This is a genomic window from Ferribacterium limneticum, assembly GCF_020510625.1.
Taxonomy (GTDB): Bacteria; Pseudomonadota; Gammaproteobacteria; order Burkholderiales; family Rhodocyclaceae; genus Azonexus; species Azonexus limneticus_A.
This window is the reverse complement of record NZ_CP075191.1, coordinates 3832910-3848573: the sequence shown is the minus strand read 5'-3', so window position 1 is coordinate 3848573 and position 15664 is coordinate 3832910. Positions and strand designations below refer to the sequence as shown.

The 15664-nt window shown below is 61.7% G+C and carries 17 protein-coding genes; 12 read left to right on the top strand and 5 right to left on the bottom strand.

Annotated features, from left to right (window positions below; genetic code table 11):
- Positions 1–7: 7 nt before the first annotated feature.
- The 10 genes from KI617_RS18460 to KI617_RS18415 all read left to right on the top strand — a co-directional run bounded on the left by KI617_RS18460 (position 8) and on the right by KI617_RS18415 (position 7599).
- Positions 8–652, top strand: coding sequence for a thiol:disulfide interchange protein DsbA/DsbL (locus KI617_RS18460; RefSeq protein ID WP_226448813.1), 645 nt, complete (start codon positions 8–10; stop codon positions 650–652).
- The gene (locus tag KI617_RS18455) at positions 653–1423 is read left to right on the top strand and encodes an SDR family oxidoreductase (protein WP_226448812.1); all 771 of its coding nucleotides are present in this window, start codon (positions 653–655) and stop codon (positions 1421–1423) included.
- A gap of 4 nt (positions 1424–1427) precedes the next feature.
- On the top strand, positions 1428–1631 hold the full coding sequence (gene thiS, locus KI617_RS18450) for a sulfur carrier protein ThiS (RefSeq protein WP_226448811.1): 204 nt from the start codon (positions 1428–1430) through the stop codon (positions 1629–1631).
- An 80-nt stretch (positions 1632–1711) separates the two neighbouring features.
- Positions 1712–2494, top strand: coding sequence for a thiazole synthase (locus tag KI617_RS18445; protein ID WP_226448810.1), 783 nt, complete (start codon positions 1712–1714; stop codon positions 2492–2494).
- Positions 2491–3294, top strand: coding sequence for a tRNA (guanosine(46)-N7)-methyltransferase TrmB (gene trmB / locus KI617_RS18440; RefSeq protein ID WP_226448809.1), 804 nt, complete (start codon positions 2491–2493; stop codon positions 3292–3294). Before KI617_RS18445 ends, trmB begins: the two co-directional genes overlap by 4 nt.
- Positions 3295–3319: 25 nt before the next feature.
- Positions 3320–4234 carry a recombination-associated protein RdgC gene (locus tag KI617_RS18435; protein ID WP_226448808.1) on the top strand — a complete coding sequence of 305 codons (915 nt, stop codon included), beginning with the start codon at positions 3320–3322 and terminating at the stop codon, positions 4232–4234.
- Positions 4231–4620, top strand: a complete 390-nt coding sequence (locus KI617_RS18430; RefSeq protein WP_226448807.1) for a YchJ family protein — start codon at positions 4231–4233, stop codon at positions 4618–4620. The genes KI617_RS18435 and KI617_RS18430 overlap by 4 nt, the downstream gene beginning before the upstream one ends.
- A 41-nt stretch (positions 4621–4661) precedes the next feature.
- Positions 4662–6341 (top strand): ABC-F family ATP-binding cassette domain-containing protein, encoded by a 1680-nt coding sequence (locus KI617_RS18425; protein WP_226448805.1) that lies wholly within the window; start codon positions 4662–4664, stop codon positions 6339–6341.
- A gap of 86 nt (positions 6342–6427) precedes the next feature.
- A complete protein-coding gene (locus tag KI617_RS18420; RefSeq protein ID WP_226448803.1) occupies positions 6428–6838 on the top strand; it encodes a YidB family protein in 411 nt (136 codons plus the stop codon).
- A 95-nt stretch (positions 6839–6933) separates the two neighbouring features.
- A complete protein-coding gene (locus KI617_RS18415; protein WP_226448801.1) occupies positions 6934–7599 on the top strand; it encodes an OmpA family protein in 666 nt (221 codons plus the stop codon).
- A 30-nt stretch (positions 7600–7629) separates the two neighbouring features.
- Here KI617_RS18415 and hemW read toward each other — a convergent pair whose 3' ends face one another.
- From hemW to KI617_RS18390, 5 genes are all read right to left on the bottom strand, one after another.
- Entirely contained in the window at positions 7630–8829 is a 1200-nt protein-coding gene (gene hemW / locus KI617_RS18410) for a radical SAM family heme chaperone HemW (RefSeq protein WP_226448799.1), read from the bottom strand.
- A 102-nt stretch (positions 8830–8931) separates the two neighbouring features.
- Positions 8932–9519: an RdgB/HAM1 family non-canonical purine NTP pyrophosphatase gene (gene rdgB / locus KI617_RS18405; RefSeq protein WP_226448797.1), complete on the bottom strand. Its 588-nt coding sequence runs from the start codon at positions 9517–9519 to the stop codon at positions 8932–8934.
- Positions 9516–10232 carry a ribonuclease PH gene (rph, locus tag KI617_RS18400; protein ID WP_226448795.1) on the bottom strand — a complete coding sequence of 239 codons (717 nt, stop codon included), beginning with the start codon at positions 10230–10232 and terminating at the stop codon, positions 9516–9518. The genes rdgB and rph overlap by 4 nt, the downstream gene beginning before the upstream one ends.
- 9 nt (positions 10233–10241) lie before the next feature.
- Positions 10242–11162: a PP2C family protein-serine/threonine phosphatase gene (locus KI617_RS18395; RefSeq protein ID WP_226448793.1), complete on the bottom strand. Its 921-nt coding sequence runs from the start codon at positions 11160–11162 to the stop codon at positions 10242–10244.
- Complete coding sequence (locus KI617_RS18390; RefSeq protein WP_226448791.1) at positions 11162–12106, bottom strand: serine/threonine protein kinase; 945 nt, start codon at positions 12104–12106, stop codon at positions 11162–11164. The genes KI617_RS18395 and KI617_RS18390 overlap by 1 nt, the downstream gene beginning before the upstream one ends.
- A 77-nt stretch (positions 12107–12183) precedes the next feature.
- Between KI617_RS18390 and KI617_RS18385 the strand changes: the two genes are divergently transcribed.
- Both KI617_RS18385 and KI617_RS18380 read left to right on the top strand, forming a co-directional pair.
- Positions 12184–13050 carry a YicC/YloC family endoribonuclease gene (locus KI617_RS18385; protein WP_226448789.1) on the top strand — a complete coding sequence of 289 codons (867 nt, stop codon included), beginning with the start codon at positions 12184–12186 and terminating at the stop codon, positions 13048–13050.
- Positions 13051–13060: 10 nt separating this feature from the next.
- Positions 13061–15646 carry a response regulator gene (locus tag KI617_RS18380; RefSeq protein WP_226448787.1) on the top strand — a complete coding sequence of 862 codons (2586 nt, stop codon included), beginning with the start codon at positions 13061–13063 and terminating at the stop codon, positions 15644–15646.
- Positions 15647–15664: the final 18 nt, after the last annotated feature.

Below are 15664 nucleotides of genomic sequence, written 5' to 3'. Positions count from 1 at the left end.
GTAGCGAATGAAGTTTTCCCGTCGTGGTTTTGCCGCTGCCGTCCTGGCTCTGGGAGCCACCATCGCCATGCCGGCGCTGGCCCAGAATGCGCCCTATACGGTGATTTCCCCGGCCCAGCCGAGCGAGGATGCCGGCAAGATCGAAGTGTTGGAGTTCTTTAGCTATGGCTGCCCGCACTGTGCCGATTTCAATCCACTGCTGACCGCCTGGGCGGCCAAGCAACAGGGCGACGTGGTGGTTAAGAAGGTGCCGATCACCTTTGGCCGCGCCGCCTGGGCGAATATCGCCAAGCTGTACTACACGCTGGAAATCACCGGTGACCTGCATCGCCTCGAAAGCGATGTCTTCAAGGCCATCCACGTCGAGCGTCAGAATCTGTTCGAAGAAAAGGCCCTGACCGAATGGGTGGCCAAGAAGGGTGTCGATGCCAAGAAGTTTGGCGAAACCTTCAGTTCCTTCGGTGTCATGAGCAAGGTCAAGCGCGGCGACCAGATGGCGCAGGCCTACAAGATCACCGGCGTTCCTGCGCTGGCGGTCAATGGCAAGTTCCTGGTCGGCGGCAAGGATTTCAATGAAACCCTGGCTATCGCCGACAGCTTGATTACCAAGGTGCGCAGCGAAAAGTCGGGCAAGGGTGCCGGCAAGAAATAATTGACGCTTAGAGTCTTCATCACGGGCGCCTCGTCGGGTATCGGCGAGGCGCTTGCCGTTTACTACGCCGCACAGGGCGCTACCCTGGGGCTGGTGGCACGTCGAGCCGACTTTCTCGATGGGCTGAACGCCCGCCTCGGTGGCGGTCATGCTTGCTACCCGCTCGATGTGACCGATGCGCCGGCCCTGCACGACGCAGCGACGGATTTCATGCAGCGCTTCGGTGCGCCGCATATCGTCATCGCCAATGCCGGGGTTTCAGCCGGTACGCTGACCGAATACGAGGAAGATCTGGCGATCTTCCGCCGCGTCATGGACACCAACGTCTTCGGCATGGCGGCGACCTTTGCGCCCTTCATTCCGGCCATGAAGGCAGTTGGCGGTGATCGGCGCTTGGTGGGTATCGCCTCGGTCGCCGGTATTCGCGGTTTGCCGGGGGCGGAGGCTTATTCGGCCTCGAAGGCGGCAGCGATCACCTATCTGGAAAGCCTGCGTCTGGAGATGCGGCCCTGCGGCATCAAGGTGGTGACCATTGCACCGGGCTACATCGAAACGCCGATGACCGCGATCAACCCTTACCGGATGCCGTTCCTGCTGCCGGTCGAGCGGGCGGCCGAACGTTTCGCCGCCACCATCGCGCGCGGCACGAGCTATGCCGTGATCCCTTGGCAGATGGGCGTCGTCGCCAAACTGTTACGCGTCCTGCCCAACTGGCTATACGACCGACTGTTCACCGACGCACCGAGAAAGCCACGCGGCTTGTTAAAATAGCCCGATGCTTGAACTCAAAATCAATGGCGAATCCCGCCAGTTCCCCGATGCGCTGACCGTGGCCGGGCTGATCGATCAGCTTGGTTATGCCGGCAAGCGCATTGCCGTTGAACGGAACGGCGAAATCGTCCCCAAGAGCCAGCACGCCACGACGCTACTGGCGACGGGCGATCAACTTGAAATCGTCGTCGCCGTCGGCGGCGGCTAAGGATAGTTGTTAGTCGCTAGTGCTCAGTTACTAGCGACAGACAGCTAATGACTAACGACTAGCAACTAGCGACTAAACACATGCACCAACTGACTATCGCCGGCACGGCGTACCGCTCCCGTTTGCTGGTCGGCACTGGCAAGTACAAGGATTTCGCCGAAACGCGTGCGACCATCGACGCTTCCGGGGCCGAGATCGTTACTGTCGCGGTGCGCCGCGTCAATATCGGCCAGGATGCCACCCAGCCTAACCTGCTCGATGCCATCCCGCCGTCCAGATTCACCATCCTGCCCAATACCGCCGGCTGCTATACCGCCGACGATGCCGTGCGGACGCTGCGCCTGGCCCGCGAACTGCTCGACGGCCACCCGCTGTGCAAGCTGGAAGTGCTTGGCGACCCGACCAACCTGTTCCCGAACATGCCGGAAACCCTGAAAGCTGCCGAAACGCTGGTCAAGGAGGGCTTTCAGGTCATGGTTTACTGTGCCGACGACCCCATCCAGTGCAAGATGCTGGAAGAAATCGGCTGTGTCGCGGTCATGCCGCTCGCCTCGCTGATCGGCTCCGGCATGGGCATCGTCAATCCGTGGAACCTGCGCCTGATCATCGACAACGCCAAGGTGCCGATCATCGTCGATGCTGGCGTCGGTACCGCGTCGGATGCGACCATCGCCATGGAACTGGGCTGCGACGGCGTGCTGATGAATACCGCCATCGCTCATGCGAAAAACCCGGTGCTGATGGCTTCGGCCATGAAGAAGGGCATCGAAGCTGGGCGCGAGGCCTATCTGGCCGGCCGCATGGCCCGCAAATATTACTCGGCCGACCCGTCCTCGCCGACCACCGGGTTGATCGGCTCATGAGCGGCGCACCGCTGATCGAGTCCGGCGCCGCGCACGACGACGGCGTCTACAACGAAGGTCGCGAGGGTCACGATACGCACGGCCATATCAAGAGCTTCGTGCGCCGGGCCGGCCGCATGTCGGAGGCCCAGCATCGCTATTTCGACGACATGATGCCGAAAATCGGCATCGCCTATCAGTCGGCGAATATCGACCTGAACGCCGTGTTTGGCCGCGATAACCCGAAGATTCTCGAAATCGGCTGCGGTATGGGCGAGACAACCGCTAGGATCGCCGAAGCCAATCCGCAGAACGACTACTTCGGGCTGGAAGTGCACGTGCCGGGTGTCGGTGCCCTGTGCAAGTTGATCGCCGAGAAGAATCTCTCCAACCTGCGCATCGGCAATCACGATGCCGTCGAGGTGGTGCGCGACATGCTGCCGGAAGCTTCGCTCGATGGCATCCACGTCTTCTTCCCCGATCCGTGGCACAAGACGCGCCACAAGAAGCGCCGGCTGATCCAGCCGGCTTTCGTCGAACTGCTCGCCTCGCGCCTGAAGCCCGGTGGCTATTTCCACTGTGCAACCGATTGGGAAAACTACGCGCTGCAGATGCTGGATGTGCTCGGGCGCGAAGCCAGTCTGCAAAACAGCGTCGCCGCTCCGGCACCGGCGGCCTTGGCTGCTGCGCTGGAAGCCGACAGCAGCAATGGTCTGGCCGGTTTCGCCCCGCGCCCCGACTACCGCCCGCTGACCAAATTCGAAAACCGCGGCCTGCGCCTCGGTCATGGCGTCTGGGACGTCATTTTCAAGAAGCGCTGAACAGCGCCTGCAAGGAATACAACACATGTGGTTCAAGAATCTCCAGCTTTACCGTTTGCCGACGCCGTGGAATATCGACCTCGCCAAATTTGACGAACAACTCTCCCGCGGGCCGTTCGTGAAGTGCCCGAGCAACCAGCCGATGAGCCGTGGCTGGGTATCGCCGCGCCGCGATGGCGCGCTGGTCTACTCGCTCGGCCAGCAATGGATGATCGCCCTGAGCGTCGAACAGCGCCTGTTGCCTTCCTCAGTGGTCAATGATGAAGTCAAGGAACGGGCCGAACTGATGGAAGCCCAGCAGGGCTATGCCCCCGGTCGCAAGCAGTTGAAGGAATTGCGCGAGCGCGTCACCGAAGAGTTGATGCCGCGCGCCTTCACCCGTCGCCGCACCACTTACGTCTGGCTCGATCCGCAAAATGGCTGGTTCTGCGTCGATGCCGGCAGCCCGGCCAAAGCCGAAGAGGTCATCGAACATCTGCGTCATTGCCTCGACGACTTCCCGCTGACTATGTTGCACACCCAGGTTTCGCCGCAAGCGGCAATGGCCGACTGGCTGGCCGGTGGTGAGGCGCCGGCCGGTTTCACCATCGACCGCGATTGCGAACTGAAGGCGGCCGGTGAAGAGAAAGCCGCCGTGCGTTATGTCCGTCATCCGCTGGGCGACGAAATCAGCGGCGAGATCAAGGCCCACCTGGCCGCCGGCAAGATGCCGACCAAGCTGGCCCTGACTTGGGACGACCGTATTTCCTTCGTGCTCGGCGAAAAGCTGGAAGTGAAGCGCCTCGCCTTCCTCGATATCCTCAAGGAAGAAGCCGAGAAAAGCGCCGAACACGCCGATGAGCAGTTCGATGCCGATTTCGCGCTGATGACTGGCGAACTGTCGCGCTTCCTGCCGCAACTGATCGACGCCCTTGGCGGCGAAGTCGTCGAAGCCAAGTGAAAACGGACGACGCCTGCCCCTGTGGCAGCGGCAGGCGTTACGCCGATTGCTGCGGTCGACTGCACGCCGGGGCTGAAATCGCCCGGACGGCCGAAGCCCTGATGCGCTCGCGCTACAGTGCCTATGTGTTGAAGCTGGACGATTACCTGCAGGCCAGCTGGCATCCATCGACCCGGCCGGTCAATCTCGATCTGGCTGAAGACGATGGGACCAAGTGGCTTGGCCTGGAGGTCAAACGCCACCAGCAGCAGGATGAAAATAACGCCACCGTCGAATTCGTCGCCCGCTACCGTATCGACGGACGCGGCCACCGCCTCCACGAAATAAGCCGCTTCGTCCGCGAAGACGGCCGCTGGTTCTATGTCGATGGCGACATCATTGCCTGACCGGGCGTGCGCGCCCACCCTCTGAAGAAAACGAATACCCCATGATCATCCTCAAGAACGTCACCCTGCGCCGCAGCTCGAAAGTGCTGCTCGACAAGGCCTCCGTCACCATCAACCCGGGTGAGAAGGTCGGCCTGGTCGGCCGCAACGGGGCCGGCAAATCGACGCTGTTCGCGCTGCTCAACGGCACGCTGCATGAGGATGGCGGCGACTATTCGATTCCCAAGCAATGGCAGATGGGCCAGGTGGCGCAGGACATGCCGGAAACCGAGCAATCGGCCACCGACTTCGTCATCGATGGCGACACCAAACTGCTTGCAGCCCGCAACGAGGTGCACGACGCCGAAATGAGCGACGACGGCATGCGCATGGCCGAAGCCTACATGGCGCTCAACGACGCCGGCGAGCACGACGCCGAAGCCCGCGCCCAGTCGCTGATCCTCGGCCTCGGCTTCAAGGTTGCCGAACTGCACAACCCGGTCAACAGCTTCTCGGGCGGCTGGCGCATGCGCCTGCAACTGGCCCGCGCCCTGATGTGCCCGTCCGACATCCTGCTGCTCGACGAACCGACCAATCACCTCGACTTGGACGCTCTCGTCTGGTTGGAGGCGTGGCTGAAGCGCTATCAGGGCACGCTGGTCATGATCAGCCACGACCGCGAATTCCTCGACGCCATCACCGGCGTCACGCTGCATATCGACAACGCCAAGCTGGTTCGTTACGGCGGCAACTACAGCAAGTTCGAGGACATGCGCGCCGAGCAGATGCTGCTGCAACAGGCAACGATGGCCAAGCAGGCCGAGAAGATCGCCCACCTGCAGTCCTTCATCAATCGCTTCAAGGCCAAGGCCAGCAAGGCTAAGCAGGCGCAAAGCCGGGTCAAGGCGCTGGACCGCATGGAAAAGATCGCGCCGGTGCTGGCCGATGCCGAATTCAGCTTCGAATTCCAGGAGCCGCAGAACCTGCCCAACCCGATGCTGTCGATGATGGACGTCACCATTGGCTACCCGCCGGCTGAGGAAGCACCGGCCGGCACGCCGCCGACCGTTATCGTGCGCGGCATCAACCGCTCGGTGATGGCCGGCCAGCGCATCGGCATCCTCGGTGCGAACGGCCAGGGTAAGTCCACGCTGGTCAAGACCATCGCCCGCGACCTCCAGGCCATCAGTGGCGACGTGACCGAAGGCAAGGGCCTCAACATCGGCTACTTCGCCCAGCAGGAACTCGATGTGCTGCGCCCGCAGGACACGCCGCTCGAACACATGGTTCGTCTGGCCAAGGAAGCGATTGCCAGCGGTCGCAGCAATGTGCCGGGTCGCGAACAGGAACTGCGCAATTTCCTCGGCACCTTCAATTTCGGCGGCGAAATGGTCAAGCAGGCCGTCGGCACCATGAGCGGCGGCGAGAAGGCGCGCCTCGTGCTGTGCATGATCGTCTGGCAACGCCCCAACCTGCTGCTGCTCGACGAGCCGACTAACCACCTCGACCTTAACACCCGCGAAGCACTGGCCGTCGCGCTTAATGAGTTCGAAGGCACCGTCATGCTGGTCAGCCATGACCGCGCCCTGCTGCGCTCGGTCTGCGACGAGTTCTGGCTGGTCTCCAAGGGCGGCGTCGCACCGTTCGACGGCGACCTGGAGGATTACCAGCGCTACCTGCTCGACGAAGCCAAGCGCGTGCGCGAAGAGGCGTCGGCGGCGCAGAAGAAACTGGCAGCGTAGGGCTCGACTGTTCGCAAATATTCACAATCGCCGTCATGCCGAAGGCGTAGGATGACCCATTCTTAATCCCCTTTGGAGGAACAATCATGGGTCTTCTTGATTCCGTCGTCGGCGCTCTGGCTGGCGGTCAGTCCGGTGGCGACAATCCCTTGTTGAACATCGTCATGCAATTGATCAACAACCCGCAGACTGGCGGTCTGGGCGGGCTGGTCCAGTCCTTCCAGCAGGGTGGCTTGGGCAATATCGTCAATTCATGGGTTTCTACGGGCCAGAATCTGCCGATTTCGGCCGAGCAGATTCAGGAGATTCTGGGTGGCGGTCAGTTGCAGAATATCGCCTCACAGTTGGGGGTTTCCACCGAGCAGGCCTCCGGCAGCCTGGCCGATCTGCTGCCGCAGGTGGTCGACAAGCTGACGCCGAACGGCCAGCTGCCCGAAGGCGGCGACCTGCTCGCGCAGGGGCTGGATATGCTGAAAAAAGGCGGCCTCTTCGGCTGAGCCTGCGCTCCCGTTATCGGCTGGGTCAGTTTGCGCTACCGCTCGGGCTGGCCTAGGCTGAGTACTCAATTGCTGTATTTTGAGGAGCGTCGTACATGAAAAACATCTTGGTGAAGTTGGTCGCGTGTGCCATTTTTGGTGGCACTCTGTCAGGTTGCGCCAACATGGACGAGACACAGCGCACCACAGCAACGGGTGCTGCAGTCGGTGCGGTGGCCGGTGCGCTTCTCGGTACCGTGACGGCCGGTGGCAACAAGGGCAAGAGCGCAGCAACCGGGGCGGCGGTTGGCGCCGCGCTTGGCGCCGGTGGTGGCTACCTGTGGTCGCGGCACATGCAGGAACAGAAAGCGGCAATGGAACAGGCGACCCAGGGCACAGGTATCGGCGTGACCCAGACGGCCGACAATCAGCTCAAGCTGGACATCCCCAGCGATCTCTCCTTCGATTCCGGTCGTTACGATATCACACCGGCACTACATGCGGTGCTTGATCGTTTTGCCACGACGCTGAACCAGAATCCGGTGACCAATGTCCGCATCGTCGGGCATACCGACAATGTCGGGAGCGATGCGGTCAACAATCCGCTATCGGTCAACCGTGCTGCGGCGACTCGCGATTACCTGGGGTCGCGTGGGGTGGCGAGCAACCGGATCAGTATTGATGGCCGCGGCTCGCATGAACCGATTGCCGATAACTCGACCGTGGCCGGGCGGGCCAAGAACCGGCGGGTCGAAATATTCGTCGCCGAGGCGCCGCGCTAAAGACGAGATGGCGGCATTACGCCCTGAAGGCTAGAGAAAGCGTTCGAGCAGAACGTTCAGAAAGCGCCGACCCTTCGCGGTCGGCGCAATTTTTTCCGGGCCGACGATCAACAGCCCCTCGGCTTCGGCAGCCTTCAGTTGCGGTAACACGCTGTTCAGCGACTGGGCGGTGCGCGCCTCGAACTGCGACGGGTGGAAGCCATCGGCCAGACGCAGCGCATTCATCATGAATTCGAAAGGCAGGCTGGCCGCTTCGACCTGGTTTTCTTCCTGCACCGGATTGCCGCTGCGGATGTTGTCGAGGTAAGCCTTCGGGTGCTTCCAGCGCATCTGGCGCAGCACGCGGTCGTGCAGTGTTAATTTCGAATGGGCCCCGGCGCCGATGCCGAGATAGTCGCCGAAATACCAGTAATTCAGGTTGTGCTTGCACTGCTTGCCGCTACGGGCGAAGGCCGAGGTTTCGTAATTGGTGAAACCGGCAGCGGCCAACCGGGCCTCGATGCTCTCCTGCATGTCGGCACAGGTGTCGCCTTCCGGCAGTTCCGGCGGGAAGGCGGCGAAGCGGGTGTTCGGTTCCAGCGTCAGCTGGTAGCAGGACAGATGCGAGGGCGAAAAACTCAGCGCCGTTTCGACGTCAGCGAGCGCTTGCTCATGCGTCTGGGCAGGCAGGCCGTACATCAGGTCCAGATTGAACGAGTCAAAATGCTCCCCGGCCAGTTGCGCCGCCCGCTTGGCTTCGGCCGCACCGTGGATGCGGCCGAGCGCTTTCAGGTGTTCATCGTTGAAGCTCTGGATACCGAGCGACAGGCGATTGACGCCAGCGGCGCGGAAACCGGCGAACTTCTCGGCCTCGACCGTGCCCGGGTTGGCTTCGAGCGTGATCTCGGCGTCCGGCGCCAGCATGGCCAGCGCCCGAAAGGCGGCGATCAACTCGTCGATGGCCGCCGGCGAGAGCAGGCTGGGCGTGCCGCCACCGAAAAACACGCTGACCACCGGCCGGCCCCAGATCAGCGGCAGGGCGGACTGCAGGTCGGCGATCAGGGCATCGACGTATTCGCGCTCGGGAATCGTGCCGTTGGCCTCGTGCGAGTTGAAATCGCAATATGGGCACTTCTGCACGCACCACGGCACATGCACGTAAAGGGCGAGCGGCGGCGAGACGCGGAATTCGAGGGCGTTGGTGGCGGACGGTGCCTTGCCGGCGGTGAAGATGGGGATGGTGCGTGCCATGGGGAGTAAGGGATTCGGGGTGGTCGTCATCCCCGCGCAGGCGGGAATCCAGAGTGGCATTCCTGGACTCACGGCTGCGCGGGAGTGACAGGAGATATCGACCTACAGCGTCGGCAGACGCTCGATCAATTTCTGCATGGCCCGGCCGCGGTGGGAAACCTTGTTTTTGGCTTCAGCATCCATTTCGGCCGCGGTTTGGCCAAATTCTGGCACGAAGAACAGCGGGTCGTAGCCGAAGCCGCCTTCGCCTTGCTGTTCCGGCAGAATCTCGCCGTGCCATTCGCCTTCGGCGATGATCGGCTGCGGATCGTGGGCCGAGCGAACCAGCACCAGCACGCAGTAGAAATGCGCCTTGCGGTTGGCCTGTCCGGCGAGGTGGGACAGCAGCTTTTCGTTGTTGCGGGCATCCGATTTCGGATCGCCGGCATAGCGGGCGGAGAGCACGCCGGGGGCGCCGTGCAGCGCCTCGACGCAGAGGCCGGAATCGTCGGCCAGCGCCGGCAGGCCGCTATGCCCGGCGGCATGGCGAGCCTTGGCCAGGGCGTTCTCGACAAAGGTGCAGTGCGGCTCTTCAGCCTCGGGAATGCCGAGCAGGCCCTGCGGAATGACTTCAAAGCCGAGCGGTGCCAGAAGGGCATTCAGCTCCTTGATCTTCTTGGCGTTGTTCGAGGCGAGGACGAGCTTTTTCATGAGGCGAGGGCGGATTGCTGGGCGGCGACGAGGTGGCGAACGCCGAGTGTGGCAAGGTCGACCAGCACGCTCATCTGCTCACGGGTGAAGGGCTCGCCTTCGGCGGTGCCCTGGATTTCAACGATGCCGCCGGCACCAGTCATCACGACGTTCATGTCGGTGTCGCAGTCAGAGTCTTCCGGATAGTCGAGGTCGAGAACTGGACTACCTTTGTAGATGCCGACCGAAATGGCGGCGACGTGATCACGTACCGGGTTGGCGGGCAGTTTGCCGGCCTGCACCAGCTTGTCACAGGCTTCGTAGAGTGCCACCCAGGCGCCGGTGATCGAGGCGCAGCGGGTGCCACCGTCGGCCTGCAGGACGTCGCAGTCGAGGGTGATCTGGCGCTCGCCGAGAGCCTTCAAATCGACCACAGATCGCAGGGCGCGGCCGATCAGCCGCTGGATTTCCTGGGTGCGGCCGGTCTGCTTGCCCTTGGCGGCTTCACGGGACGAACGGGTGTGCGTGGCGCGCGGCAGCATGCCGTATTCGGCCGTGACCCAGCCTTGGCCCTTGCCGCGCAGGAAGGGCGGCACGTTCTCTTCGACGCTGGCCGTGCACAGCACGCGGGTGTCACCCATTTCAATCAGTACCGAGCCTTCGGCGTGGCGCGTGAAATTGCGGGTAATGCGGACAGTGCGAAGCTGGTCCGACTGGCGTTGGCTGGGGCGCATGGGTGATCCTTATTTTTTCGGGGGTGAATATTTTTCGATGGCGGAGCGGATTTCCTCGATCGCGTCCTCGATTTCGTCGTCGCTCAGTTCGCTCTTGTAGGCCGGGTTGCGGCCGAATTCCTCAAGGCGGGTGGTCACTTCGTCCTGGCTCATGGTCTGGGTCGAGATGGCGCTGCTTGCTTCTTCGACATAGGTGTCTTCCCAGCGCACGGCGACGACCGACAGGTTGTCGCCATGAGCGCCGCCCTTGAGCTCGGCCTGATTGAGCACCATCGGCACGGCCTGCAGCAGGTTGGCGCCTTTCAGGGCGACCGCGATCATTTCGCCGGACATTTCGCCCCACAGACCATCCGAACATAGCAGGAGAATGTCGCCGTGATCGAGCGGCGTCTTGCGTGAGAACTCGATTTCCGGCGGCGTCGGGCTGCCCAGGCAACTGTAGATCTTGTTGCGGTCCGGGTGGAAGGCAGCCTGTGCTTCGGTGATCATGCCTTCCTCGACCAGCAGGCGAATGCGCGAATGGTCGCGGGTCTGGGCGACGACGCGGCCATCCCGCATCAGGAACAGGCGGGAATCACCGGCATGGGCCCAGTAGGCGACGTTGTCCTGAATGACGCAGGCGACACAGGTTGTGCGCGGCGTGTCTTTCAGACGGTGGCGGGCCGTGTAGTCGAGAATCGCATGATGGGCATTGGTCATGCCCTTCTGCAGGAAACGGAAGGGGTCGTTGAGGACCGGCCTGGCTTCGCGCTGAAACGAGTCGGCCAGTGTCTGGACCGCGATCTGCGCGGCGATTTCGCCATAGTGATGGCCGCCCATGCCGTCGGCGACCACCATCAGCAGGGCGTCGCGGGAATAGCAGTAGGTGGTGCGGTCCTCGTTGTTGGCGCGGCCGCCTTGGCGGCTTTCCTGATAGATGGTGAATCTCATTAAATCGGCTTCCTGAGTTTTTCGACGAAGCGACCAAGCCAGTTCGGATTAGCCTTCGGCCGGGGCGGCGTGATGGTTTCGACGAGCGCCTTCTGCAGGGCAAAGACGCTTTGCGGACGGTAAAGGTGGTTCAGGTTGAGGCACCAGTCGATGATCTCGAGCAGGCGATCAGAGTACTGGCCATCCCAGCGCATCATGGCCGGGGGGAGCGTGTCTTTTTTCATGCGGGCATCGGCCGCCTGCGGTGCAACACCGGCCAGGCAGGCATACATCGAGGCGCCGACACTGTAGATGTCGCTCCACGGCCCGAGATCCTTGCGGTTGCCGTAATGTTCCGGTGAAGCGAAGCCCGGTGTGTACATCGGTTTGAGGATGGGCTGATCGGTGACCAGGGTCTGGCGGGCGGCACCGAAGTCGATCAGGACCGGCGTGTTGTCACCCCGCAGATAGATGTTCGATGGCTTCAGGTCGAGATGCAGCAACTTGTTCGAATGGACTTCGCGCAAGCCGTTCAGCATGCGGGTGAACACGCCGCGCATGAAGCGTTCGGAGATGTGACCCTGATGCTTCTGGATGAATTCCTGCAGCGTCCGGCCGTGTTCGTACTCCATCACCATATAGACAGTGTCGTTGGCGCGGAAGAAATTCAGCACGCGGATCACGTTGGGGTGGGACAGACGGGCCAGCGCGCGGCCTTCCTCGAAGAAGCACTTCATGCCGTAGCGGAAGGCGCCGAGGTGCTCAGAGGTGATGACCGGCTTGATTTCACCCTTGCTGCGCAGGGCGAGGCTATTGGGCAGATATTCCTTGATTGCGACCTGGCGGCCCTCGGGATCCGTGGCGAGATACACAATCGAAAAGCCACCAAGCGAGAGCTGGCGGTCGATGATGTATTCTTCGAGCGGGTGGCCGTTAGGTAGGGCCTGATTGGCTTGTTGCGCCATGGATCTCGCGGTTATGATGCAATTTCAGGCATTTTCGGGCGTGTTGTCCGGCCTGTAAAGGTGGAGAACCCCTGATCATGATCTGTAGTATGACTGGATATGCAGTTAAAACGCGCGATATTGAGCGCGGAACACTGCAACTTGAGCTTAAAAGCGTTAATTCCCGCTACCTCGATTTCCATTTCCGCGTTACTGATGAGTTGCGCTCGCTGGAAATGCCCTTGCGTGAATTGCTGGCCGCGAGATTATCACGCGGCAAAGTCGAATGCCGGCTCTCTTTCAATGCCTCGGCGGCCCGCGCCGATCAGTTGCAACTCAATGCCGAGCTTCTGGCGTCGCTGAAGCAGTTGAGCGAGCAAGTACTTCGCGAAATGCCCGGCGCCAGCCCGCTATCGGTCAACGAAACCCTGCGCTGGCCCGGCATGTTCGGTGACCAAAGCGTCGATTTCGCTGCTTTCGGTCCGGTTGTCATGGCGCTGGCTCGCGAAGTGCTTGATGAATTCACCGCCAGCCGTGGGCGTGAAGGCGACAAACTGGCGGCGATGATCGTCGAACGTGTCAACGGCATGCGCGACATCGTGCGTCGAGTGGCGCCCCGCATTCCCGAAGCGCAGGCCTTATTTACCGACAAGCTGCGCCAGCGTCTGACCGAGGCTTTGGGCAACGCCAGCGACGACCGCATCCTGCAGGAAGTGGCTGTCTTCGCGACCCGAATCGATGTCGCCGAAGAGCTTTCCCGGCTGACGACTCACCTCGACGAAGTCGAGCGGGTGCTGAAGCAGGGCGGTGCCTGTGGCAAGCGTCTCGATTTCCTGATGCAGGAACTCAACCGCGAAGCCAATACATTGGGTTCCAAGTCGGCAATCACCGAGGTTTCTCAGGCTTCGATGGACCTAAAACTGCTGATCGAACAGATGCGCGAGCAAATTCAGAATCTCGAATAAACCGGCGAACATGCAGCTGGCCAGCCGGTTTTCGTCACTCTCCGCCACGGCGCTGACCCAGCGGTTTGTGCTCGGCTGGCTGATTGTTGTCTTGTCGGTCGTGGCGCTGGTTGCTTACTTCATGCATGCCAGTTTCGAGCAGCAACGGCAGCGCTCGCAGCTTGAAGTCGAGAATCTGTCGATGCTGCTGGAACGCGATGTCGCCGCCAATCTGGAAAAAGTTGATCTTGTTTTGCGGGCCGCCATTGATGAGTATGCGGGGCTGGCTGAAAAAGGTGCAGTCGACGCGGCTGCCGTGGATCGCTTTCTGGCTCGCCAGCGTGATCGCCTCAAGCCCCTGGTGGCGCTTCGCATTGCCAACGCCGCGGGAGAGGTCATCCTGGGTACCGATGGCGGAACGGGCTCGAGAACCATCATCGATGACCGTGACTATTTCAAGCAACTGCGGGCCGATCCGGCGGCCGGGCTGCTGATTTCGCAGCCTATCCAGGGGCGGATCAGCGGCAAGTGGGCGATCGTTCTGGCGCGCCGTCTGCCCGATATCGGCGGCAAGTTTTCCGGAATTGCCCTGGCCAGTGTCGGACTGGAGCATTTTGCCCAGCAATTCACTGCGCTCCAGATGGGGTCGCGTGGGTCGGTTGCCATGCGTGGGGGCGATCTTGCCTTGCTGGCCCGGGTGCCCTGGAACGCTGCCGTCGCCGACTATGGTTCGACGAAAATCTCGGAAGATTTTCGTGCTTCCCTGGAGGCCAATCCGCAGGTTGGTGTCTATGTTTCCGGTGCAACCAGTATCGATGGCGTACGTCGCCTGCATGCCTATCGTTTCAATCCGGGCTACCACTTTTTCATCAACGTTGGCGTGCCTGAAGATTCTTACCTCGCCCCCTGGCGGCACCAGTTGTACGGGGTGCTGGCACTGCTAGCCCTGTTCCTGGTGCTCAGTGGCGGCACTGTCTATCTGCTGTACGGCTATGCCAGCCGGCTCGGTGAGCGCGAGCGCATGCTGCGGACTATTTTCGATACGTCGGACGGGGCAATTTTTCTGGTCGATCCGGCCGGCAGGATCGTGCTGGCCAATGAGCGGATGTCGGCCATGTGGGGGACGCCGCTCGATGACTTGCTTGGCAGCGAATACGTCTCGCTGATCCATCCTGAGGAGAGGGACGTCGGGCGCGAGAAGATGCTCAAGCTGATGGCCAGTGAGATTCCCTTTGTCCGTCTGGAGCGGGAGTATGTCAGGCGCGACGGTACGGTTTTCTGGGGCTTCCTGTGCGGCCGTCGCCTGCTTGACGAGCAGGGGGCGTTAGTCGGGCTGGTTGGCTTGATTGCCGATATTGACGAGCGGAAGCGCAATGCCCGGGAACTGGAAAGCTATCGTCAGCATCTTGAGGAACTGGTGCAGGCGCGTACTGCTGAACTGGAAGCGGCCAAGAATGTAGCCGAGTCGGCAAACCGGGCCAAGAGCACCTTCCTGGCCAACATGAGCCATGAGATACGGACGCCGATGAATGCCATCATCGGTTTTACCCACCTACTTCTGCGTGACGGCGTGACCCCAAAGCAGGCCGATCGCCTGGGCAAGATGATGGGGTCGGCCGAGCACTTGCTGTCGATCATCAACGACGTGCTCGATATCTCGAAAATTGAATCGGGCAAGCTGGTGCTGGAGTCCAAGCCTTTCCGCGTCGTCGACGTGGTCGAGCGACTGGTCGGCCTGTGCGCCGAGCGCGCGCAGGCCAAGGGGCTGCCCTTCCGGACCATGGTCGATGCCCTGCCACCGGTACTTCTCGGCGATTGCACAAGGCTGAGCCAGGCCTTGTTGAATTACGTCGGCAATGCCATCAAATTCACCGAAGCCGGCACGATCACGCTCCGCGCCTCGGTGCTGGAAGAGGATGAGCATGCGTTGCTGGCCCGCTTCGAGGTTCAGGACACGGGTATCGGGATCGATGGAGACGTGCTGTCGAGACTGTTCCATCCCTTTGAGCAGGCTGATAATTCGACCACCCGCAAATACGGTGGCACCGGACTTGGCCTGGCCATTACGCAGCGTCTGGCCGAACTGATGGGTGGGCAGGCCGGCGTGGAAAGCAAGCCGGGGGCGGGTAGCACCTTTTGGCTGACGGCGCGTTTCGGCAAGGTGGCTGCGGCAGATAACTCCGGCTTGGCCGTGCCGTCCCGGGGCGAGGCGGGTGCTGGCGCTTCATCGTCGTTGTCAGCACGCATCCTGCTGGTTGAAGATGATCTGCTGAATCAGGAGGTGGCCGCCCAACTCATCGGCGAGATGACTGGCATGCCGGTTGATCTGGCCGAGAATGCCGAACAGGCCATCGCCCAGGTGCAGCGCACCGCTTACGATCTGATCCTGATGGATCTGTTGATGCCCGGCATCGACGGTCTGGAAGCGACGCAACGCATCCGGGCCTTGCCGGGTGGCGCGACAGTTCCGATCGTCGCGCTGACTGCCAATGCCTTTGCCGAGGACAGGGCGCGTTGCCTGGCAGCCGGGATGAATGATCACCTCGCCAAGCCGCTTGATCCGGCGCGGCTGCAAGCCGTGCTCGAATACTGGCTGGTACCGGGAACGTTAAAATAATTGTCTTTGGCGCCAGGC